General features: G+C 64.5%; 19 protein-coding genes. 11 read left to right on the top strand and 8 right to left on the bottom strand.

The features are described 5' to 3' along the window. Positions 1-199: 199 nt before the first annotated feature. The 6 genes from WG921_RS10920 to uvrA form a co-directional block, all read right to left on the bottom strand. A complete protein-coding gene (locus WG921_RS10920; RefSeq protein WP_340109261.1) occupies positions 200-1,495 on the bottom strand; it encodes an MFS transporter in 1,296 nt (431 codons plus the stop codon). Positions 1,496-1,566: 71 nt separating this feature from the next. Then, positions 1,567-2,616, bottom strand: coding sequence for a tRNA preQ1(34) S-adenosylmethionine ribosyltransferase-isomerase QueA (gene queA, locus WG921_RS10915; RefSeq protein WP_340109260.1), 1,050 nt, complete (start codon positions 2,614-2,616; stop codon positions 1,567-1,569). Between the two features lie 69 nt (positions 2,617-2,685). Further along, on the bottom strand, positions 2,686-3,186 hold the full coding sequence (locus WG921_RS10910) for a peptidylprolyl isomerase (RefSeq protein WP_340109259.1): 501 nt from the start codon (positions 3,184-3,186) through the stop codon (positions 2,686-2,688). Between the two features lie 118 nt (positions 3,187-3,304). After that, a complete protein-coding gene (gene coaD, locus WG921_RS10905) occupies positions 3,305-3,799 on the bottom strand; it encodes a pantetheine-phosphate adenylyltransferase (RefSeq protein WP_340109258.1) in 495 nt (164 codons plus the stop codon). Positions 3,800-3,957: 158 nt separating this feature from the next. Further along, a complete protein-coding gene (locus WG921_RS10900) occupies positions 3,958-4,392 on the bottom strand; it encodes a CBS domain-containing protein (protein WP_340109257.1) in 435 nt (144 codons plus the stop codon). A 63-nt stretch (positions 4,393-4,455) separates the two neighbouring features. After that, positions 4,456-7,314 carry an excinuclease ABC subunit UvrA gene (gene uvrA / locus WG921_RS10895; protein WP_340109256.1) on the bottom strand — a complete coding sequence of 953 codons (2,859 nt, stop codon included), beginning with the start codon at positions 7,312-7,314 and terminating at the stop codon, positions 4,456-4,458. A gap of 191 nt (positions 7,315-7,505) precedes the next feature. Between uvrA and ssb the strand changes: the two genes are divergently transcribed. From ssb to WG921_RS10860, 7 genes are all read left to right on the top strand, one after another. After that, positions 7,506-7,988, top strand: coding sequence for a single-stranded DNA-binding protein (ssb, locus tag WG921_RS10890; protein WP_340109255.1), 483 nt, complete (start codon positions 7,506-7,508; stop codon positions 7,986-7,988). Positions 7,989-8,053: 65 nt separating this feature from the next. Further along, a complete protein-coding gene (gene mazG, locus WG921_RS10885) occupies positions 8,054-8,857 on the top strand; it encodes a nucleoside triphosphate pyrophosphohydrolase (RefSeq protein ID WP_340109321.1) in 804 nt (267 codons plus the stop codon). A gap of 147 nt (positions 8,858-9,004) precedes the next feature. Further along, on the top strand, positions 9,005-10,282 hold the full coding sequence (eno, locus tag WG921_RS10880; protein WP_340109254.1) for a phosphopyruvate hydratase: 1,278 nt from the start codon (positions 9,005-9,007) through the stop codon (positions 10,280-10,282). Between the two features lie 162 nt (positions 10,283-10,444). Further along, on the top strand, positions 10,445-10,747 hold the full coding sequence (locus WG921_RS10875; protein WP_340109253.1) for an FtsB family cell division protein: 303 nt from the start codon (positions 10,445-10,447) through the stop codon (positions 10,745-10,747). A gap of 179 nt (positions 10,748-10,926) precedes the next feature. Then, a complete protein-coding gene (pdhA, locus tag WG921_RS10870; RefSeq protein WP_340109252.1) occupies positions 10,927-11,916 on the top strand; it encodes a pyruvate dehydrogenase (acetyl-transferring) E1 component subunit alpha in 990 nt (329 codons plus the stop codon). Positions 11,917-11,928: 12 nt separating this feature from the next. Next, positions 11,929-13,305 (top strand): pyruvate dehydrogenase complex E1 component subunit beta, encoded by a 1,377-nt coding sequence (locus WG921_RS10865; protein WP_340109251.1) that lies wholly within the window; start codon positions 11,929-11,931, stop codon positions 13,303-13,305. A 12-nt stretch (positions 13,306-13,317) separates the two neighbouring features. Further along, positions 13,318-14,646 (top strand): pyruvate dehydrogenase complex dihydrolipoamide acetyltransferase, encoded by a 1,329-nt coding sequence (locus WG921_RS10860; protein WP_340109250.1) that lies wholly within the window; start codon positions 13,318-13,320, stop codon positions 14,644-14,646. Positions 14,647-14,677: 31 nt separating this feature from the next. Here WG921_RS10860 and cysE read toward each other — a convergent pair whose 3' ends face one another. After that, positions 14,678-15,517: a serine O-acetyltransferase gene (cysE, locus tag WG921_RS10855; protein ID WP_340109249.1), complete on the bottom strand. Its 840-nt coding sequence runs from the start codon at positions 15,515-15,517 to the stop codon at positions 14,678-14,680. A gap of 140 nt (positions 15,518-15,657) precedes the next feature. Next, on the bottom strand, positions 15,658-16,416 hold the full coding sequence (locus tag WG921_RS10850; protein WP_340109248.1) for a sulfite exporter TauE/SafE family protein: 759 nt from the start codon (positions 16,414-16,416) through the stop codon (positions 15,658-15,660). Positions 16,417-16,872: 456 nt separating this feature from the next. On the opposite strand from WG921_RS10850, the gene dctP reads away from it, so the two are divergent. The 4 genes from dctP (at position 16,873) to WG921_RS10830 (ending at position 21,201) form a co-directional block, all read left to right on the top strand. Beyond that, entirely contained in the window at positions 16,873-17,970 is a 1,098-nt protein-coding gene (gene dctP / locus WG921_RS10845; protein ID WP_340109247.1) for a TRAP transporter substrate-binding protein DctP, read from the top strand. 86 nt (positions 17,971-18,056) lie between these two features. Then, entirely contained in the window at positions 18,057-19,364 is a 1,308-nt protein-coding gene (locus tag WG921_RS10840) for a TRAP transporter small permease subunit (RefSeq protein ID WP_340109246.1), read from the top strand. A gap of 5 nt (positions 19,365-19,369) precedes the next feature. After that, positions 19,370-20,725 (top strand): TRAP transporter large permease, encoded by a 1,356-nt coding sequence (locus tag WG921_RS10835; protein ID WP_340109245.1) that lies wholly within the window; start codon positions 19,370-19,372, stop codon positions 20,723-20,725. 341 nt (positions 20,726-21,066) lie between these two features. Then, positions 21,067-21,201, top strand: coding sequence for an aa3-type cytochrome c oxidase subunit IV (locus WG921_RS10830; protein WP_340109244.1), 135 nt, complete (start codon positions 21,067-21,069; stop codon positions 21,199-21,201). The last annotated feature ends 20 nt before the right edge of the window (positions 21,202-21,221 follow it).

The following is a 21,221-nucleotide window of genomic DNA, read 5'->3' as shown; positions in this document are numbered from 1 at the left end:
GTTGCGCGCCCGCCTCCGGCGCCGTGCTCGACAGGATTCGACAACCGGATGCGCGTCGGACGGCCGGCTCGCCGCGGCGCGACTCCGGCTCCTATTTGCGTCTGATGTTCATTTCGCGCCCCTGTATCGGATTCAGCTCCGGATCCGGAGAGACTCAACGGTCCGCCCCGTCTCTAGGCTGAGGGTATCCAACAAGGTGTCAAGCGTTTGGCGCCGCTTCGGCCAATTCCTCGGAGCTATCCGCGTCGGTGGGCTCTTCAGGCATCTGCTCGATCGCGTGTTCCTGCGCGATCTCGGCCGCGACGGTCCCCACGGCCGGGCTGATGACGGCGAAGGGCCCGGTCTCCTCGACCGAAGGCGCCGCGCGGCGGGTCATCCGGTAGACGCCATAGACGACGATCGCGCCCATACAGGCCAGGATATAGGCGAAATACGCCCAGCCGCCGAAGAATTGCATCAACTGACCGACGATCAACGGCCCGCCGATCGCTCCCACGCCGCCGATGAACACGAGCCCGCTGGAGGCGGAGGGCATGTCCTTGCGCTCAAGAAAATCGTTCGTGTGCGCGATCAGAAGCGCATAGAGAGGATTCGCCATGCCGCCTATCATGAACGCCACGATATAAAGCGTGACGGTCGAGTGCGCGGCGCTCATTCCGACGACGCAGGCGACGCAGGCCACGGCGGACACGATGATGATCAGGCGGCGCCGGTCCACCCGGTCCGAAATCCAGCCGATCGGCCCCTGAAAGAACAGGCCGCCGACATAGATCGCGGCGACGAACGCCGCGATCTGCGCGACGGTGAGGTGGTGGACCGTCCCAAAAACCGCCGACATGCCGAAAAGCGCGGAGTAGACCGCGCCGATCAGCAGGGAGCCGACGAATCCCAGCGGCGACGATTGAAACAGGCGGCGAAGCGTCATCGGGGCGGTATGCTCGACGATCGGAGCCGGGCTCGCCGAAAGCAGGATCGGCGTGAAGGATATCGAAACCAGAACCGAGATGGCGACGAACAGCTCATAGCCCGCCGGATCACCGAAATTCAGCAGGCCCTGCGCGGTGACGATCCCGAACATCTGCACCACCATGTAGACGGATAGCGACTTGCCGCGCGTCGTGTTGTCGGATGCGTCGTTGAGCCAGCTTTCCGCCACGACATAGACCGACGAGTAGCAGAATCCGACAAGCAGCCTCAGGAGCCCCCAGACCAGGAGGTTCGGAACCGCGGCGTATAGAATGAAGGCGGCCGAAATCAGCGACGCCATGGCGGCGAACACGCGGACATGGCCGACATTGCGGATGAGCGCCGGCGCCAGCCATGAGCCGCCGAGAAAGCCGGCGAAATAGGCCGATATCACATATGAGAGAACGGCCGGATCGAACCCCTCGATATCGCCGCGCACGCCGATCAGCGATCCTTGCAGACCGTTGCCGATCATCAAGAGAAACATCCCGAGGAGAAGAGCCCATGAGTGCCGTAGAACGTTGATCATCAGGCGCTCCTTTGTCACCAGCCGGTGAAACAGCCGCGTCGATCAGGGAACTTGGGATGTAACACAATGGGTCATGGCGCGCCCGCGCGCCAGAGCAGCGACGAGTCGCCGTAAGAATAAAACCGCATCCGCGCCTCGATCGCCTTCGCGTAGAGCGCGCGCATCCGGTCGACGCCCATGAAGGCGGAGACGAGCATGAACAGCGTCGAGCGCGGCAGATGGAAATTCGTGATCAGGCCGTCGACGACCCGAAACCGGTGGCCGGGCATGATGAAAATATCCGTCTCCCCCCGCCATGGCGCGACGACGCCGTCCGGCGACGCCGCGCTTTCGAGGAGGCGGAGCGCGGTCGTGCCGCTGGCGATGACCCGCCCTCCGGCGGCGCGCGCCGCGTTGATCGCGGCGGCGGCGGCCGGCGTGATCTCGCCCCATTCGGCGTGCATTCGATGCTCCGCCGGGTCCTCGACCTTCACCGGAAGAAACGTTCCCGCCCCGACATGAAGCGTGAGACGCGCCCCGCCGACGCCGGCGGCGTCGAGCGCGGTCATGACGTCCGGCTCGAAATGCAAGGACGCGGTGGGCGCGGCGACGGCGCCCGGCGCTTTGGCGAAGATGGTCTGATAATCCGCGACATCCGCCGCGTCCGCCGCGCGCCGCGCCGCGATATAGGGCGGCAGCGGCGGCGCGCCGACCCTGGCGATGGCCGCATCCAGCGCGGGGCCGGTCTCCTCGAATTCGATCTCGACCAGACCGCCCTCTCCCTTGGCCGCCAGCACCGCCGCCAGCCCGTCAAAGTCCAACGCGTCTCCGGGGTGAAGGCGCTTGCCCGGTCTCGCCAGCGCGCTCCACCGGGAGGGGCTCAGCCGCTTCAGCAGAGTCGCCTCCACCGCCACGTCGCTGTCGGCGCGGACGCGCCGGCCGCTCATCCGCGCCGGAATAACCTTCGTGTCGTTGAAAACGATGATGTCGCCCCGGCGAAGATGGCGCGGGAGGGTCTCGAACACGCCGATCTCGTCCTCCGTCGCCGTCGCGACCAGGAGCCGCGCGGATCTCCGGGGCCGCGCGGGGCGAAGAGCGATCAGCGCTTCCGGCAAGTCGAAATCGAAATCCTTCATCCGCATTTCGACCACCCCCTCCAAAAACGCAAAGCGCGGCCCTTGGGCCGCGCCGGATTCACTCCCGCCCTGTCGTCAGCCGCCGACGCGAACCGAGATCATCCTGTCCGGGTCCTCGACGGAGCCGTTGGCCGCGCGCGATCCCTTCTTGATGTTGTCCACATGGCCCATGCCGCTGACCACCCTGCCGACCACGGTGTACTGGCCGTTGAGGAACGCGCCCTCGTCGAACATGATGAAAAACTGCGAGTTGGCCGAGTTCGGGCTCTGCGAGCGCGCCATGCCCACCGTTCCGCGCTCGAACGGCAGCTTCGAGAACTCCGCCGGCAGATCGGGAAGGTTGGAGCCCCCCGTGCCGGCGCGGGACATGTCCGCGCCCTTGCCGTATTTCACGTCGCCCGTCTGCGCCATGAAGCCTTCGATGACCCGGTGAAAGGCGACGCCGTCATAAGCGCCATCTTTCGCCAGCGTCTTGATCCGCTCGACATGCTCCGGCGCGACATCGGGCAGAAGCTCGATCGTCACGTCACCGGTCTTCAGTTCAATGATCAGAGTGTTTGCGTCGTCCACGGCCATAGCCTCCGTTGATGCGAGAGACAGGACAGCTGCGAACAGAACCGTAAGAAACCGAAACGGCATCCTGATATCTCCTTAACATGATTCAGCCCGCACCTAAGCAGCCGGGCGCGTCGGGTCAACGGCGATACTTCTCGAGAAGAGCCGATTTCACCCGCGGCGTGACGAACCGCGAGACGTCGCCGCCGAGATGGGCGATCTCCTTGACCAGCCGCGAGGCGATCGCCTGATGCTGCGCCTCCGCCATGAGGAACACCGTCTCGATCTCGTCGTTCAAGGCCCGGTTCATGCCGACCATCTGATATTCGTATTCGAAATCGGCCACGGCCCGCAGACCGCGGATGATGATCGAGGCGCCCACCCGCTCCGCGCGGTGCATCAGCAGATCCTCGAACGGCTCCACATCGACGCGCGCCGCGTCCTCGCCGCAGATCGCGCCGATATCGGCGCGAAGCAGCTCCACGCGCTCCTCCAGGCTGAAGAGCGGCCCCTTGTCGCGATTGACGGCCACGCCGATGACCAGGCGGTCAACCAACCGGAGCGCGCGGCGAACGATGTCGCCGTGCCCGCGGGTGACGGGGTCGAACGTCCCCGGGTAAAATCCGATCCGCATGCGCGCTTTCTCCCATTGCTGACGCCGCGGAAGGCAAACAGCATTGTTGCGGGTCGGGTCAAGGGCGGATTGGCCGAAACGCTCTTCTCACGCGTTTCCGCCGGCGCGATCGGGCGAAAATCGGCTCCGGGAGCGCTCGGGATCGGAGGACGCGACGGTCAGATCCCTCTGATCATGTCTTCCATCGCCCGATTCTCCATCTCGATCTGATCCATCCTCGCCTTCAGGACGTCGCCGATCGAGATCACGCCGACGAGCCGCCCGCCATCCATCACCGGCATGTGGCGGAACCGGCCCTCGGTCATCTGCTGGGTCACGGAGGCGACGGTGTCCGTCGGCGCGCAGATCTTCACCGCCTTGGTCATCGCCGACGCGACCGGACTCGTCAGGCAGGTCGCGCCCTCGGCGGCGACCCGCCACACGATGTCGCGCTCGGAAATGATGCCGGCGACCCCGCCGCGGCGGTCCAGGACGATCAACGCGCCGATCTTCTTCGACGCAAGACTTGCGGCCGCGGCCGCAAGCGTCTCCTGAGCCGATATGATCTCGACCGACTGTATCTTCTTGCCGGAAATGACCTTCTGCACATTCATGGCGTGGCCTCCTCGGGAATACCACTAGGAAGCGTAACACAGAACCACTTGCGCGCGGAGCGTTTATTCGGCGGCGACGCGCGCGCGCTTCAGGAGCGGGCGCAAATAGCGGCCGGTATGGCTGTCTTTCACCGCCGCAACCGTCTCGGGCGTTCCGATTGCGATGACCTCGCCGCCGCCGTCCCCGCCCTCGGGGCCGATATCGATGATCCAGTCCGCGGTCTTGATCACGTCGAGATTGTGCTCGATCACGAGTACGGTGTTGCCGGCGTCCACCAGTTCATGCAGCACTTCAAGAAGCTTGCGCACATCCTCGAAGTGAAGACCCGTCGTCGGCTCGTCTAGAATATAAAGCGTCCTCCCCGTGGCGCGCTTCGCCAGCTCCTTCGAGAGCTTCACGCGCTGCGCCTCGCCGCCGGAGAGGGTCGTGGCTTGCTGCCCGATCTTGATATAGCCGAGGCCGACCCGCTCCAGGGTCTCCATCTTGTCGCGGATCGTCGGGATGGCGGAGAAAAATTCGACCCCATCCTCTACTGTCATATCAAGCACTTCGGCGATGGATTTGCCCTTGTACTTCACCTGAAGGGTCTCGCGGTTGTAGCGCGCGCCCTTGCAGGTTTCGCATTCGACATAGACGTCCGGCAGGAAGTGCATCTCGATCTTGATGACGCCGTCGCCCTGGCACGCCTCGCAGCGCCCGCCCTTCACGTTGAAGGAAAAGCGCCCCGGCTTGTACCCGCGGGCCTTCGATTCAGGCAGGCCGGCGAACCAGTCCCGGATCGGCGTGAAGGCGCCGGTATATGTCGCCGGGTTCGAGCGCGGGGTGCGGCCGATCGGCGACTGATCGATGTCGATCACCTTGTCGAGATGCTCGAACCCCTTGATCGAGCGCGATGGCGCCGGAATGGCGCGGGCCCCGTTCAGCCGTTGCGCGGCGGTCTTGTAGATCGTCTCGATCGTCAGGGTCGACTTGCCGCCGCCGGAAACGCCCGTGACGCAGGTGAAGGTTCCGAGCGGAATCTCCACGGTGACATCTTTCAGGTTGTTGCCGCTGGCGCCTTCGACGATCAGTTTTCCGCCATTGCCGACCCGGCGCTCGCCCGGCGTGGGGATCGCGCGGCGCCCGGTCAGATACGCCCCGGTCAGCGATGTCTCGCACGCCATAACGTCCTGCGGCGTACCGGCGACGATGACATGGCCGCCATGCACGCCCGCGCCGGGGCCGATGTCCACGACGTGATCCGCCGCGCGGATCGCCTCTTCGTCATGCTCGACCACGATCACGGTGTTTCCCTGATCGCGGAGATTCTTCAGGGTGGTCAGCAGGCGGTCGTTGTCGCGCTGATGAAGGCCGATGGACGGCTCGTCCAGCACGTAGAGAACGCCGGTGAGGCCGGAGCCGATCTGGCTGGCGAGGCGGATGCGCTGGCTCTCGCCGCCGGAAAGGGTGCCGGCGGCGCGGGCGAGCGTCAGGTAGTCGAGCCCGACATTGACCAGAAACCCCAGCCGCTCCCGGATCTCCTTCAGGATCGCGCCGGCGATGGCCTGTTTCTGAGGCGAGAGCGTCTCGAACACCGCGCCGGCCCAGGCCGCCGCCTCGCGAATAGACATGCGCGTGACCTGACCGATATGGAGGCCGGCGATCTTCACCGCGAGCGCCTGCTCGCGAAGGCGATAGCCGCCGCAGGCGCCGCAGGGGCGCTCATTCCGGTAGGATTCGAACGACTCCCGCACCATCTGCGATTCAGTCTCGCGGTAACGCCGCTCGAGATTCGGAATGACGCCTTCGAACGGGCGCTCCACGTCATAGACGCGGCCGCCATCGTCGTATCGGAACTTGATCTTCCGCTCTCCGGAACCATGCAGCAGCGTCTCGCGCGCAAGCTCCGGCAGGTCGCGCCAGGGATCCGAGACATCGAAGCCGTAGGCCTTGGCGATCGCTTCGATGGTCTGGCGGTAATAGGGGCTGTTGGTTTTGGCCCAGGGGGCGAGCGCGCCCTTGTTCAGCGGCAGGGCCTGATCCGGAACGATGAGATTCTCATCGAAAAACGACTCGTGTCCGAGCCCGTCGCAGGTCGGGCAGGCGCCGAACGGCGCGTTGAATGAAAACAGGCGCGGCTCGATCTCGGAAATCGTGAATCCGGAGACGGGACAGGCGAATTTCTCCGAGAACACCGTCTGCGCCGGGTCGCCCTCCGCCGGCGCCGTCTCCACCACGGCGATCCCGTCGGCGAGCCCGAGAGCGGTGGCGAAGCTGTCGGCGAGGCGGGTCTCGATCCCTTCGCGGATGACGATCCGATCGACGACGACATCGATGTTGTGGCGGAATTTCTTGTCGAGAACCGGCGGCTCCTCAAGCTCGAAGAAATCGCCATCCACCTTCACGCGCTGGAAACCCTGCTTGCGAAGCTCCGCGAACTCCTTGGCGTAACTGCCTTTCCGGTCCCGGATGATCGGGGCGAGAAGATAGGCGCGCACGCCCTCCTCCATCGCCATGACGCGATCCACCATCTCCGAGATCTGCTGCGCCTCGATCGGAAGGCCGGTCGCCGGCGAATAGGGCGTGCCGACCCGCGCGAAGAGGAGGCGCAGATAATCGTAGATCTCCGTCACCGTTCCGACCGTGGAGCGGGGGTTTTTGCTCGTGGTCTTCTGTTCGATCGAGATTGCGGGCGAGAGCCCTTCGATGTGATCGACATCGGGCTTTTGCATCAGTTGCAGGAACTGGCGCGCATACGCGCTGAGGCTTTCGACGTACCGCCGCTGCCCTTCCGCGTAGATCGTATCGAACGCGAGCGACGACTTGCCGGAGCCGGAGAGGCCGGTGATCACGCAGAGCGCATTTCGCGGGAGATCGACGTCGATCCCCTTCAGATTATGCTCCCGCGCGCCGCGGATCGACAGGAATTTCCGTTCGGCCATGGCCCGCCTGTATCGTGAACGCCGGCGAGGCCGAAGGCGCCGCCGATCGCCTTCACATATGCCGTCGCGGAGCGGAATCAAAGCGGCGCCTCGCCCAAAACGCCGCCCCCCAAAAAGCCGCGTCGATGAATGGCGCGGCGCGCCGGTAAGGGTTAGGGTCGCCCGGAACACGGAATCGACAAGGAGCGGACATGGCGGGCAGCGTCAACAAGGTGATCCTGATCGGCAATTTGGGCCGAGATCCGGAAGTGCGGAGCTTCGCCAACGGCGGCAAGGTCTGCAATCTCAGCGTCGCCACGTCCGAGACATGGAAGGACAAGGCGAGCGGCGAGCGGCGCGAGCGCACCGAGTGGCATCGGGTGGCGATCTTCTCGGAGCCGCTGGTGCGAATCGCCGAGCAATATCTGCGCAAGGGCTCGAAGGTCTATCTGGAGGGTCAGCTTGAGACCCGCAAATGGCAGGACCAGAGCGGGCAGGACAAGTACTCCACGGAGGTTGTCCTCCGCCCGTTCAATTCGACGCTCACGATGCTGGACGGGCGCGGCGAAGGCGGCGGCGGCGGGGGCGGCTACGACGATCGGAGCGGCGGCGGCGGAGGCTATGACGACCGGAGCGGCGGAGGCCAGTCTTCGGGCGGCTTCTCTTCCGGCATCGACGACGAGATCCCGTTCTGAATCCCGTTCGGACCGGGGGCGCCAAGGCCCGCACGCATCCCCTGCCCCGCGCCGAATCGGACGATCTGATCGCCGATCCGGCCGCCGGGCTGGAGCGGCTGCTGGAGATCATGCGCCGCCTCCGCGAGCCCGAACGGGGCTGCCCGTGGGATCTGGACCAGGATTTCCGCTCCATCGCGCCCTTCACCATCGAGGAGGCCTATGAGGTCGCCGATGCGATCGAGCGCGGCGCGATGGACGATCTGGCCGACGAGCTCGGCGATCTGCTGCTGCAGGTCGTCTATCACGCGCAGATGGCGGCCGAGACCGGCGCCTTCGGCTGGCCGGATGTCGTCGAGGCCATCACGGAGAAGATGATCCGCCGGCATCCGCATGTATTCGGCGACTGGGCGCGGGAGGATTTCAAGCCCGGCTCCTGGGAGCGCCTGAAAGCCGAGGAGCGCCGCGCGAAAGGCGAGCGGCGCGAAAGCGCGCTCGACGGGACGCCGACCGCCCTGCCCGGCCTCACCCGCGCGGTGAAACTGCAGGACCGCGCGGCGCGGGTCGGGTTCGACTGGCCCGACGCCGAGGGCGTGCTGGACAAGATCCGGGAAGAGGCGGCGGAGCTCGTCGAGGCGGCGCGGAGCGACGGACCGGACCGGACGGAAGAGGAATATGGCGACCTTCTGTTCGTCCTCGCCAATCTCGGCCGCCATCTGAAGATAGACCCCGAAGCCGCGCTCCGGCGCGCCAACGCCAAGTTCGAGCGCCGGTTTCGCGGCGTCGAGGCGAGGCTGGCGGCGGATGGCCGAAGCCCCGCGGAGGCGTCGCTCGAGGAAATGGATGCGATCTGGACCGCGATCAAGCTGACGGAAAAGACAGACGGCTGAAGAGGCCGGCCTCCGGACGGGAGCGCGGAGCGCGGGCGTTCCCATGCGCGCCGGCCCGCCTTGAGCGGAAAGTCGCACGGCGCCCTTTCTTGTCCGCCGGACCGGCTCACCCTATAGACGCGTGACAAACAGCAAGCGGAGCCCGCCATGAGCGCCATCATCGAAATCACCGGACGTGAAATCCTGGACAGCCGCGGCAACCCGACTGTCGAAGTCGATGTGTTGCTTGAAGATGGCGCGCGCGGGCGCGCGGCGGTCCCGTCGGGGGCGTCGACCGGCGCGCATGAAGCGGTCGAGCTTCGCGATGGAGATATGGAGCGCTACCGCGGCAAGGGCGTCCTGAACGCCGTCGATGCGGTGAACGGCGAGATTTTCGAAGCGATTTCGGGCGCCGACGCGACGCGCCAGACCATGATCGACGCCGCGATGATCGACCTGGACGGGACCGAAAACAAATCCCGCCTCGGCGCGAACGCGATCCTCGGCGTGTCGCTGGCGGTCGCGAAAGCCGCGGCGGAGAGCGCGGGCCTCCCGCTCTACCGATATGTCGGCGGCCCGGCGGCGCGCACCATGCCCGCGCCGATGATGAACATCATCAATGGCGGCGCCCACGCCGACAACCCGATCGACATTCAGGAATTCATGGTCATTCCGGTCTCCGCGCCGACCATGCGGGACGCGGTGCGCATGGGGGCGGAGATATTCCACACGCTGAAGGGTGAGCTGGCCGCCGCCGGCTTCGCCACCAATGTCGGCGACGAGGGCGGCTTCGCGCCCAACATCGCATCGACGCGCGACGCGCTCGACTTCATCATCAAGTCCATCGAGCGCGCCGGCTACCGGCCCGGCGAGGATGTGTTTCTCGCGCTGGATTCCGCCGCGACCGAGTTTTTCTCCGAGGGGCGCTATCACCTGAAGGGCGAATCCCGCGTGTTGGACGCCGGCGAAATGACCGATTACTACGCCGATCTGATTTCGGCCTATCCGATCATCTCCATCGAGGATGGCCTTTCGGAGGACGACTGGGACGGCTGGGCGCATCTGACCGCGACGCTCGGCGGGCGCTGCCAGCTGGTCGGGGACGATCTCTTCGTCACCAACCCGGCGCGCCTGTCGGACGGGATCGCGCGCGGGGTCGGCAATTCGATCCTGGTGAAGGTGAACCAGATCGGGACTCTCTCCGAGACGCTGGAGACGGTCGATATCGCGCATCGCGCGGCCTATACTGCGGTGATGTCGCATCGCTCGGGAGAAACCGAGGATACGACGATCGCCGATCTCGCCGTGGCGACGAATTGCGGACAGATCAAGACCGGCTCCCTCGCCCGGTCGGATCGCCTCGCAAAATACAATCAGCTGATCCGGATCGAGGAGGATCTTGGCGACGCGGCCGTCTATGCGGGGGCCCGCCTGCTCAACCGCTGACGCCGCGCATCCCCGCGCGGCGGCGGGCGACATCTCGATTTCGCTCTATTTTCTCGCGCGCCGCGCGGCCCATCGGCGCTGCGGCGCTTTTCTTTCGGCGTCAAGTGCGGCATCATCCGACGAAACGTGCGCGACAGAACGTGAAACAGAGGCGCCGGGCAGATGATCGCCACCAGGTTGAAGATCCGTATCGTCGATATTTGCGCCTGCCTGTTCGTCGTCGCCGCAGTCCTGCATTTTGGGCACCGCGGCGTTCAGGGCGGCCTCGGGCTCCGTGTCGGGCTCGCGGCCGAGCAGGAGGAGAGCCGTCTCGCCGCCGAGCTTGACGCGCTGGTCGTCGAGCGACAGAGGCTGGAGAACCTCACCCGCCGGCTGGACACGTCTTACCTCGACCTCGATCTGCTGGACGAACGGGCGCGCGACGTCCTCGGCTTCATCAGACCCGAAGAGATAGTTATCCGTTAAACCAGTTATACGCTCGGGCGACGGATTCTTCTGATCAAATCGTCATCAACCATTTGAATCGCCGGTTTCCTCTTAACGAAGGCGCGGGAATCGTGCAGAGATGGAACATGGCCGACGCGGCGCTGGCGATGCGAGCGCGTGGCGCCCGGGCCGCCGCGCCGTATGGGAGGAAGATATTCATGGCCGCAACACGCAAGCGGAAGAACCCCAACGCCTCTAAGGACGAGCTTCTTCACTTTTACCGGGAGATGCTTCTCATCCGGAGGTTCGAGGAGAAGGCGGGGCAACTTTACGGCATGGGCGCCATTGGCGGCTTTTGCCATCTCTATATCGGCCAGGAAGCCGTCGTCGTCGGGGTTGAAGCCTGCGCCAAGAAAGGCGACCAGCGCGTCACCACATATCGCGATCACGGCCACATGCTGGCCAGCGGCATGGATCCCAAGGGGGTGATGGCGGAGCTGACCGGCCGCAAGGACGGCTATTCCGGCGGCAAGGGCGGCTCGATGCACATGTTCTCCAAGGAAAAGGAGTTCTATGGCGGCCATGGCATCGTCGGAGCGAATGTGCCGATCGGCGCCGGGCTCGCGTTCGCCAACTGGTATCGGGAAAACGACAATGTGGCCTTCACCTATTTTGGCGACGGCGCCGCCAATCAGGGGCAGGTCTACGAGACGTTCAACATGGCGTCGCTCTGGAAGCTTCCCTGCATCTTCGTGATCGAGAACAACCAATACGCCATGGGAACGTCGCTGAAGCGCGGGTCGTCGACGCCTGCGCTCTACACGCGCGGCGAGGCGTTCGGCATCCCCGGAGAGGCGGTGGACGGCATGGACGTTCTGGCGGTGAAGGCGGCGGCGACCAAGGCCGCCGAACACTGCCGCGCCGGCAAGGGACCGTATATTCTGGAAATGAACACATACAGATACCGCGGCCATTCCATGTCGGACCCGGCGAAATACCGCACGCGCGAAGAGGTTCAGAAAATGCGCGAAGAGCGCGACCCAATCGACCATGTGCGCGATCTGCTGACCATGGGCGGCGGGACGTCGGAAGACGAATTGAAGGCGATCGACAAGGAGATCAAGTCGACCGTGAACGCCGCCGCGAAATTCGCACAGGAAAGCCCGGAGCCGGACGCGGAAGAGCTCTGGACCGATGTCTACGCTTGAGGGAGCGCGCTCATGACCATTGAAATCACGATGCCCGCCCTCTCGCCGACGATGGAAGAGGGCAATCTCGCCAAATGGCTGATCAAGGAGGGCGACAAGGTCTCCTCCGGGGACGTCATCGCCGAAATCGAGACCGACAAGGCGACGATGGAGGTCGAGGCGGTCGATGAAGGAACCGTCGGAAAGCTGGTCGTGCCCGAGGGCGCGGAAGGCGTGAAGGTCAACGCGGTGATCGCCGTTCTTCTCGAAGAAGGCGAAGACGAGAGCGCGCTTTCCGGGGACAAGAAACCTGAAAAGCCCAAACCCGAGGCGAAAGCGGACTCCGGCGACGGAGACGAGGCGCCGCCGCCCGCCGCGCAGCCGAAAAGCGCCACGCCGGAAGAATCCGACCTGCCGGCCGGAACCAGCTTCAAATCGCAGACCGTGCGCGAAGCCATCCGGGATGCGATGGTGGAGGAGATGCGCGCGAACGGCGACGTGTTCCTGATGGGCGAGGAGGTCGCGGAATATCAGGGCGCCTACAAGGTCAGTCAGGGGCTTCTGGATGAATTCGGCCCGAAACGGGTGATCGACACGCCGATCACCGAACACGGGTTCGCCGGCCTTGCGGTAGGCGCGGCCTTCGCCGGGCTGAACCCGATCGTCGAGTTCATGACCTTCAACTTCGCCATGCAGGCCATTGATCAGATCGTCAATTCCGCCGCCAAGACGCTTTATATGTCCGGCGGGAAAATGGGGTGCCCCATCGTTTTCCGGGGCCCGAACGGCGCGGCGGCGCGCGTCGCCGCGCAGCACAGCCAGGATTACGCGGCCTGGTATGCGCAAATTCCCGGGCTGAAGGTGATCCAGCCCTATTCGGCCGCAGACGCCAAGGGGTTGCTGAAATCAGCGATCCGGGATCCGAATCCGGTGATTTTCCTTGAGAATGAAATCCTCTACGGGCGCAGCTTCGACGTTCCCGAGATCGACGACTACACCGTTCCCATCGGCAAGGCGCGCATCGCGCGTGCTGGCGAGGACGTGACCATCGTCAGCTTCGGCATCGGCATGCAATACGCGCTCGGCGCGGCGGAGGCGCTGGAAAAGGAGGGCGTGTCCGCGGAGGTGATCGATCTTCGCTCGCTCCGCCCGATGGATACGGATGCGATCGTGCGTTCGGTGAAGAAGACCAACCGATGCGTGACGGTGGAGGAAGGCTGGCCGGTCTGCTCGATCGGCAGCCATATCTCGGCGGTCCTGATGCAGCAGGCGTTCGATTATCTCGACGCCCCGGTGATCAACTGCACCGGCAAGGATGTGCCGATGCCCTACGCCGCCAATCTGGAAAAACTGGCGTTGGTGACGACGGATGACGTTGTCGCCGCCTGCAAAACCGTCACCTACCGCTGAGGAGCGCGCGCGATGCCGATAAATATCACGATGCCCGCCCTCTCGCCGACGATGGAGGAGGGCAATCTCGCCAAATGGCTGATCAAGGAAGGCGACAAGGTCTCCTCCGGGGACGTCATCGCCGAAATCGAGACCGACAAGGCGACGATGGAGGTCGAGGCGGTCGATGAGGGAACCGTCGGAGAGCTGGTCGTGCCCGAGGGCGCGGAAGGCGTGAAAGTCAACGCGGTGATCGCCGTTCTTCTCGAAGAAGGCGAAGACGAGAGCGCGCTCGCCGACGCCGCGAAACCTGAAGCGCCCAAGCCGGTTCCGGCGGAGAGCGACAAGGCGGCGGCGGCGAAGGCGCCTCAAAAGGAGCCCGAGGCGCGGCAAGAGGCGGCGCCGGAGCGCCCTCAGGAGGCGTCGTCGAAGGAGAAGGACGGCGGCGCGCGGATTTTCGCATCTCCCCTCGCGCGCAGGATCGCCGCCGAAAAGGGCCTCGATCTCGCCGCGATCACCGGTTCCGGGCCGCACGGGCGGATCATAAAGGTCGATGTGGAGAACGCGAAGCCGGCCGGCGAGACGAAAGCCGGCGCCGAACCCGCCCAGAAGGCGGCGCCGACGCTGGCGTCCGGGGCGAGCGCCGATCAGGTCAGGAAGCTCTACGCCGACCGCGAATTCGAGGAGGTCAAACTCGACGGGATGCGCCGCACCATCGCCGCGCGTCTGACCGAAGCGAAACAGACGATCCCGCATTTCTACCTTCGGCGCGACATCGAGCTGGACGCGCTGCTCGAATTCCGGAAAAACCTGAATGCGGGGCTCGCGAAGAAAGACGTCAAGCTTTCGCTCAACGACTTCGTGATCAAGGCCTGCGCCCTCGCGTTGAAGGATGTGCCCGATTGCAACGCCGCATGGGCCGGCGACCGCATGCTCAGGTTCAAGGCCGTCGACATCGCGGTGGCCGTGGCCATCGAAGGCGGCTTGATCACGCCGGTCATTCGCGACGCCGAGAAGAAAACGATGAGCGCGCTCTCGGCCGAGATGAAGGATCTCGCCGCCCGCGCCAAGGACCGGAAGCTGACGCCTGACGAGTATCAGGGCGGCGGGTTCTCCATCTCCAATCTCGGGATGATGGGAATCGAGAACTTCGACGCGGTCATCAACCCGCCTCAGGGCGCGATCCTCGCGGTCGGCGCCGGCGTCCGGAAACCCGTGGTGAAAGGCGATGAGATCGCCATCGCGACGATCATGTCGGTGACGCTGTCGGTCGACCATCGCGTCATCGACGGCGCCCTCGGCGCAAGGCTGCTGGCCGCGATCAAGGAGTATCTGGAAGACCCGATGTCCATGCTGGTCTGAGCCGGCCCCCGCGCCTGCCCCGCCCGCCGGCTCAACTCGTCGGAACGATATCCTTGGCGTCGTCGTCCGCCAGGACCTGATTCATCGACCGCGCCGGATGTTCGCATCCGGCCTCCCCGACGATCTTGGCCGGCACGCCCGCGACGGTCTTGTGAGGCGGAACGTCGTGCAGCACGACCGACCCTGCGGCGACGCGGCTGCAATCCCCGATGACGACATTGCCGAGGATCGACGCGCCAGCGCCGATAAGCACGCCATTGCCGATCTTCGGGTGCCGGTCCTCCTCCTCCTTCCCGGTGCCGCCGAGCGTGACCGAGTGGAGCATGGAGACATCGTCGCCGACGACGGCGGTCTCGCCGATCACGATCGAATGGGCGTGATCGATCATGATCCCCTTGCCGACGCGCGCCGCGGGATGAATGTCGACGCCGAAAACCTCGGATGTGCGCAGCTGGAAAAGATAGGCGAGATCCTGGCGCCCCTGCCGCCACAGCCAATGCGCCACGCGATAGGCTTGAATTGCAAGAAACCCCTTAAAATACAGAATCGGATGGATATAGCGGTGGCACGCCGGATCCCGCTCCTCGATCGCGACGATGTCGGCCCGGATCGCGATCCCGATTTCCGGGTCGGAGGATTCAGCCTCGTCGCAGATCTGCCGTATCAGCATTTGCGGCATGTCGTCCGTGTAAAGCTTTTGCGCCAGCCTGTAGCTGATCGCCTCCTCCAGCCCATGCGCCTGCAGAATCACGGCGTGAACCAGGCTGGCCATCAGGGGCTCGGCCGCGGCGACCGCTTTCGCCTCCCTGCGGATTCTGGCCCAGACGGGATCTAATGAAATCGCCTCATTCGCCTGACCATGCGCGATCATTCGCGTATCCTCTCGAGTAACGTGCGCGCCGCTTCGTCAAGAGATATCGACGCCGGAGAGATGAAATTCAACCTTCCGGGGCGCAAATCCCGCCGAATCGCGCCCGCGGACGCGCGTGTCACACCCCGCGGCCGCGCGTGTCACGCAACGAGATACCAGGCGCTCAGGGCGAGGCCGGTGGCGATAACGAGGGCGCGAATTATCGCCTGAGGAATCAGCCGGCCGACCGTGACGCTGGCCCACCCCCCCGCGATGCTCGCGCACGCGACGATGACGACGGAGGGCCAGTCCACGGTCCCGGAAACGACGAACACCACGACGGCCAGCCCCTGCATGATGCAGGCCAGAATGTTCTTGGCGGCGTTGAGCCGGTGAAAATCGCGCCCCTCTGTCAATGACAGCGTCGCCAGCATCATGATGCCCATGCCCGCGCCGAAATAGCCGCCGTAAACCGCGACGAGCCCCTGGAGCCCCACCGCCGCCGCGCCGGGTCCGGACGACGAGCGGCGCTCCGCCAGACGTTCCCCGAGCGAGGCGATTCTCGGGGCCGCGATGAACAGGACCGTCGCGAACAGGATAAGAAAGGGAACAAGCCACCGGAACAGCGAGGGATCCGTCTTGAGCAGAAGCAGGCCGCCCGCGACTCCGCCGATCGCGGATATGATGGCGTAAGGCCGAAGATGGCGCAGCGCCGCCGCGATCTCCCGGCGATAGGCGGCCGCCGCCGCGATCTGGCCCGGAAGGACCGAAACCGCGCTGGTCGCGTTCGCGACGACCGGCGGCAACCCGACCGCCATCAGGGCGGAAAAGGTGAATATGGTCCCGCCCCCCGCAAGGGCGTTGATCGTTCCGGCGGTGAAGCCGGCCGAAACCAGAAGCACGAAATCGTAGATCGTCATGACGCCAACCCCGGTGGCCCGAGCCGCCGAGTGGCTCGCTTGAAAGTCAGGCCGTTAGGGGCCTCGCTTCGATAGAGGGGAAATGACCGGATCGACGCGGGAATGACAAGGGGGGCGCGCGCGTAATAAGTTGAAATCTTTACACCCGCCCGTTCCGGTAGATAGCGCGGATTTGATGGCGGACATCCGCGACACCGCCCCATGGCTACATCGTTTGACTCCGGAGGCAAGTTGACGATCGTCCGAATACAGTCTTGCAAAGGAGACGATTTCTATCTCTAATGACGACAGGAGGTAGGGTGTATCTTGTCAGCTCTAAACGGGCGATGCGTTCGCCAATGGGCGGGCGTTTAGTCACGCTTGTATGAAGATGATCTTCAGGGCGGGTTCGCGGGATGCGATCCCGCGGAAAGCTGTCGGACGGCCTACGCTCCCACCACGATCAGGGAGGAATGCATGAAACAGATCGCAAACCGCAGGGCCGTTCTTCGATCGCTCGCCGGCGTCGGCGCCGTCGGGCTGGCCGCGCCGCATATCGCGTCGGCGGCCGCCAAGGGAACCACCTGGAAGATCCAGACGTCCTGGCCTGGGGGAATCGGGCTCCAGACCTTCAAGGACTGGTGCGGCACGATTGAAGAGAAAACCGGCGGTGAGCTGGCGTTCACGCCTTTCGGCGCAAACGACGTCGTCGGCGACTTTCAGCTTTTCGACGCCGTGAAGAACGGCGTTCTCGACGCGGTGAACCCGTTCACGATCTACGCACAGGGAATCATCCCCGCCGCGACGTTCCTGACCAGCTATCCGCTCGGCATGCGCAACCCGCATGAGTGGGACGTGTTCTTCTACAGCCTTGGCGGCCTCGAGATCGCGCGGGAGCTTTACGCCAGCCAGGGCATGTATTTCGTCGGCCCGGTGCAGCACGGCGCGAACATCATCCACTCCAAGGTGCCGATCCGCTCGATCGATGATTTCGTCGGGCGCAAGATGCGCCTGCCCGGCGGCATGGTGGCCGAGGTGTTCGACTCGATCGGCGCGAAAACCACGGTTCTGCCCGGCTCCGAGATCTTCCCCGCGCTGGAGAAAGGCACCATCGACGTGGCCGATTACACCGGCCCCGCGGTGAATTACGCCCTCGGCTTCAGCCAGGTCACCAAATACATCTCCATGGGCCCTCCGGGCTTCATGTCGCTCTACCAGCCGGTCGACCTCATGGACATCACCGTGGGCATGGCCGCATGGGAGGCGCTTTCGCCCCAGATGCGGCAGTTCGTCGAGATGGAGACGCATGTCTATTCGGACATGCACCATGCGGCGATCCAGAAAGCCGACCTGGAGGCATGGGCCAAGTTCGAGGCCGACGGCACCGAGGTCACGCGGCTTTCGCAGGAAGACGTGGAATTGATGACCGACGTGGCGGTCCCGATCTGGTTCAAATACGCCAACCGCGACAAGGTGGCCGCGCGCATCTTCAAGATCCAGCTCGACTACATGATGTCCGGCTCGCTCGGGTATGTGAGGCCGGACCAGATTGAAGGTCTGACTCTCGACCTTTAAGCGACTTTTCGTCTCGTTCTGGTCAGGGGCGGCCCACACCGGCCGCCCCTGACCGCGCATATATCTCAAACAGACAGGATCGCCGCATGCCTGGCCTCAGCTTCTCGCTGCCCCACTGGCTCTACCTGATCGGGCTGGTCGTCTTTCCCGCCATCGCCATGTATCTCGCCCGCAGACCCAGGCCGGCGGAGCGACGATATTCTTCATGGCTCGGGTATATGATCCTGTTCACCGGCGGCATCATCGGGCTTCATCGATTCTATCTGAAGAGCCTGCTGGGAATCGTTTTCATCCCGGTTTTCATCTTCATCCTGTACACGAACAGCGCGGCGACTCACGCGCGCTCCGCCTACTCGAACGCCACCAACCTGGCCGACATGGCTCAACGCGTCGTTGATCGCGAGGCCCCTCGCGTCGAGAGCGCGCGCGCCAGCTTGCCGGAGCTGGAGGCGGCCGTGGCCGCCAGCGAAGAAGGGACGTTCAAGCGCCTCAGCGCCGAGAAGAAGCTGAAGCGCGCCCAGGACACGTTGCTCACCGGCCCGAAAAAGCTGGAGGAGGCCAGCGCCACGCTGGCCGAGGCGAGGCCGCTGGCCGACGCCGCCGCGTCGGAGCGCGCATTCTGGAAGCGCGCCGCCGGCTACGCCTTTTACGTCCTTCTCGCGCTGATCGCGATCGACGCCGTCCTCATGCCGATGCTGGTCCGGCGGGCGAACGCCGGCATCGTCGATGACGAGGAAGAGATCCCCAACCCCGATCTCGAACACGCGGTGGGGGCCGAGTCGTCGGAGACCGACGCCGAGCGCGCGGAGAATTTCATCGACCGGCTATCGCTCTTCACCGGGGAGTTCGTGGCCTATTGGTGCGTGATCGCCGTGTTTGTCTACTACTATGAGGTGATCGCAAGATATGTGTTCAACAGTCCGACGAACTGGGCCCATGAGGGCATGTACCTGATGTTCGGCATGCAATACCTGATCTCGGGCGCCTATGCGATGCTGACCGAGAGCCATGTGCGCGTCGACATCTTTTACGCTCCGCTGTCGCCGCGCAGGAAAGCCGTGGTCGACCTGCTGACGTCGATCTTTTTCTTTATCTTCGCAGGAACCCTGCTGATGACATCGTGGATTTTCGCCATGGACGCTCTCGCGGTCCCGAACGGTAACGGCCTTCTATCCGAGTGGGCGCGAGGTCAGATCTCGACGGCCGACATGATCTCCCGCTTCGATCTCGGCCAGTTCACCGACCCCGCCATCCGCTGGGGCGAGACCAGCTTCAACGAGTGGGAGGTCCCGCTCTGGCCGATGAAGTGGGCGATGGTGGTCGGCGGCCTGCTGCTGCTGCTTCAGGGCGTCTCGAAGGTCGGAAAAGACATTCGCACGCTGGTTCGGGGGTAGCGGAAATGGGTATCGAGATTCCAATCGGAATTCTGACGCTGCTGATGTTCGGCAGCCTCCTGGTGCTGTTGATGGCGGGGATGCCGCTGGCGTTCGTCACCGGCGGGCTGGCTTGCGTGTTCCTGTTCATCCTGGGCGACGCCAACACTCTGAACATCGTGCCGAGCCGCATCTTCCCGATGATGACCAACTATCAGCTCTCGGCGATTCCGCTCTTCATATTCATGGCGGCGATGCTCGAACGCGCGGGGCTCATCGGCGAGATGTTCGATGTGATCTACAAGCTGCTCGGCGGGCTCAAGGGAGGGTTGGCGTCGGCGACGATCATCGCGTCGACGATCCTCGCCGCCATGGTCGGCGTGATCGGCGCGGCGGTGGTGACCATGGGCATCATCGCGCTGCCGGCCATGCTTGCGCGCAAATACGATTCGAAGATCGCCATGGGCTCGATCATGGCCGGCGGCACGCTCGGCATCCTGATCCCGCCCTCGATCCTGGCGATCATCTACGCCGTCGTGGCCGAACAATCCGTTGGTGAGCTTTTCATCGGCGCGGTGATTCCGGGGCTCATGCTTTCGGGCCTCTACATCCTCTATGTGACGCTGCGCTCTTACATCAATCCCAAGCTCGGACCGCCGATCCCGGTCGAGGACCGGGTCAGCAGCGCCGAAAAGATGCGGCTCATCGGCAGGATGGCGGCGCCGATCATCCTGATCATCGTGGTCCTCGGCCTGATCTTCAGCGGCGTCGCCACCCCGGTCGAGGCTGCGGGCATCGGCACGTTCGGCGCGTTCATCGTCGCCGCGATTCATCGCCGGCTGGACTGGCCGACCGTGCGCGAGGCCTGCATCACGACGCTCAAGGCCACGTCCATGGTGCTCTGGATCATGTTCGGCGCGACGATTTTCGTCGGCCTCTATGTGCTCGAAGGCGGTCAGGAGTTCGTTCAGGCGAGCCTCGCCGCCACCGGGCTCGGGCCCTGGGGCATCCTGATCGTCATGCAGATCCTGCTGATCATCCTCGGCATGTTCCTCGACTGGGTCGGGATCCTGCTTCTCGCCGTGCCGATTTTCGTGCCGGTCATCAAGGCGCTCGGCGCGGAGGCGTTCGGGCTGGATAACCCGAGCGACCTCGTGCTCTGGTTCGGCGTGCTCTATCTCGTCAACATGCAGATGAGCTTCCTCTCGCCGCCATTCGGTTACGCCCTGTTTTATCTCCGCGGGGTCGCGCCGGCCTCCATTCCGATGAGCGATATCTTCCGTTCGGCTTTGCCGTTCCTCGCCATCCAGTTTCTCGGGCTGGCGCTTTGCATGATCTTCCCGGAAATCATCACCTGGTTGCCACGAACGGTCTATGGATGACTCGCGCGCTTTCGAGCCGCGGCGCGGCGCGCGCGATCCGGCCCGCGGCGGAGCGGCGGACCGGGCCGCGTCCGGGCGAACGCGTCGCCGCGCCGCGCGGCGAAAGGCGCTGATTCCGCGGACGAATCGCCATTGCGAAGGAGATGGCGCCGGTTTCGGGATTCGCCGCGAGGCTGAACGCCCCCCGGCGCCCGTCAGCGCAATTCCGGCGGAATCCCGCGCATTCATCACTTTCTTCGCGCGTTTTGAGCACGTTGATCGGATCGATTGTGCAGAAAGCCGATGCAGCGCGAAATCGCCTATGCTATCCGCATGGGGGAACACATCGAAGGAGGGCGTCAATGTCGGATTATGTTCCGGGCGAAATGGACATCACTGAACAGAAGCGGACCTACGCCATGGTCATAAAGGGCGGGATCTGGTTTGTGGCGATCACCGTCGCGACCCTGATCTTCCTGGCGATCATCGGCACCTGAACCAAAACGCGCTCATCCGA

Origin of the sequence: Paludibacillus litoralis, from assembly GCF_037646705.1 — a bacterium.
In the GTDB taxonomy this organism is placed as follows: Bacteria; Pseudomonadota; Alphaproteobacteria; order Rhodobacterales; family Rhodobacteraceae; genus Pikeienuella; species Pikeienuella litoralis.
The sequence above is the reverse complement of the archived record's forward strand: the minus strand, read 5'-3'. Positions and strand labels throughout refer to the sequence as shown.

Coding starts and splice junctions, on each gene's coding strand:
- pdhA (WP_340109252.1), top strand. CDS start 10,927: ATGGCCGCAACACGCAAGCGGAAGAACCCCAACGCCTCTAAGGACGAG.
- coaD (WP_340109258.1), bottom strand. CDS start 3,799: ATGCGGATCGGATTTTACCCGGGGACGTTCGACCCCGTCACCCGCGGG.
- cysE (WP_340109249.1), bottom strand. CDS start 15,517: ATGATCGCGCATGGTCAGGCGAATGAGGCGATTTCATTAGATCCCGTC.
- WG921_RS10920 (WP_340109261.1), bottom strand. CDS start 1,495: ATGATCAACGTTCTACGGCACTCATGGGCTCTTCTCCTCGGGATGTTT.
- ssb (WP_340109255.1), top strand. CDS start 7,506: ATGGCGGGCAGCGTCAACAAGGTGATCCTGATCGGCAATTTGGGCCGA.
- WG921_RS10860 (WP_340109250.1), top strand. CDS start 13,318: ATGCCGATAAATATCACGATGCCCGCCCTCTCGCCGACGATGGAGGAG.
- uvrA (WP_340109256.1), bottom strand. CDS start 7,314: ATGGCCGAACGGAAATTCCTGTCGATCCGCGGCGCGCGGGAGCATAAT.
- WG921_RS10865 (WP_340109251.1), top strand. CDS start 11,929: ATGACCATTGAAATCACGATGCCCGCCCTCTCGCCGACGATGGAAGAG.
- WG921_RS10840 (WP_340109246.1), top strand. CDS start 18,057: ATGCCTGGCCTCAGCTTCTCGCTGCCCCACTGGCTCTACCTGATCGGG.
- WG921_RS10830 (WP_340109244.1), top strand. CDS start 21,067: ATGTCGGATTATGTTCCGGGCGAAATGGACATCACTGAACAGAAGCGG.
- WG921_RS10910 (WP_340109259.1), bottom strand. CDS start 3,186: ATGGCCGTGGACGACGCAAACACTCTGATCATTGAACTGAAGACCGGT.
- WG921_RS10835 (WP_340109245.1), top strand. CDS start 19,370: ATGGGTATCGAGATTCCAATCGGAATTCTGACGCTGCTGATGTTCGGC.
- WG921_RS10900 (WP_340109257.1), bottom strand. CDS start 4,392: ATGAATGTGCAGAAGGTCATTTCCGGCAAGAAGATACAGTCGGTCGAG.
- WG921_RS10850 (WP_340109248.1), bottom strand. CDS start 16,416: ATGACGATCTACGATTTCGTGCTTCTGGTTTCGGCCGGCTTCACCGCC.
- WG921_RS10875 (WP_340109253.1), top strand. CDS start 10,445: ATGATCGCCACCAGGTTGAAGATCCGTATCGTCGATATTTGCGCCTGC.
- dctP (WP_340109247.1), top strand. CDS start 16,873: ATGAAACAGATCGCAAACCGCAGGGCCGTTCTTCGATCGCTCGCCGGC.
- queA (WP_340109260.1), bottom strand. CDS start 2,616: ATGCGGATGAAGGATTTCGATTTCGACTTGCCGGAAGCGCTGATCGCT.
- eno (WP_340109254.1), top strand. CDS start 9,005: ATGAGCGCCATCATCGAAATCACCGGACGTGAAATCCTGGACAGCCGC.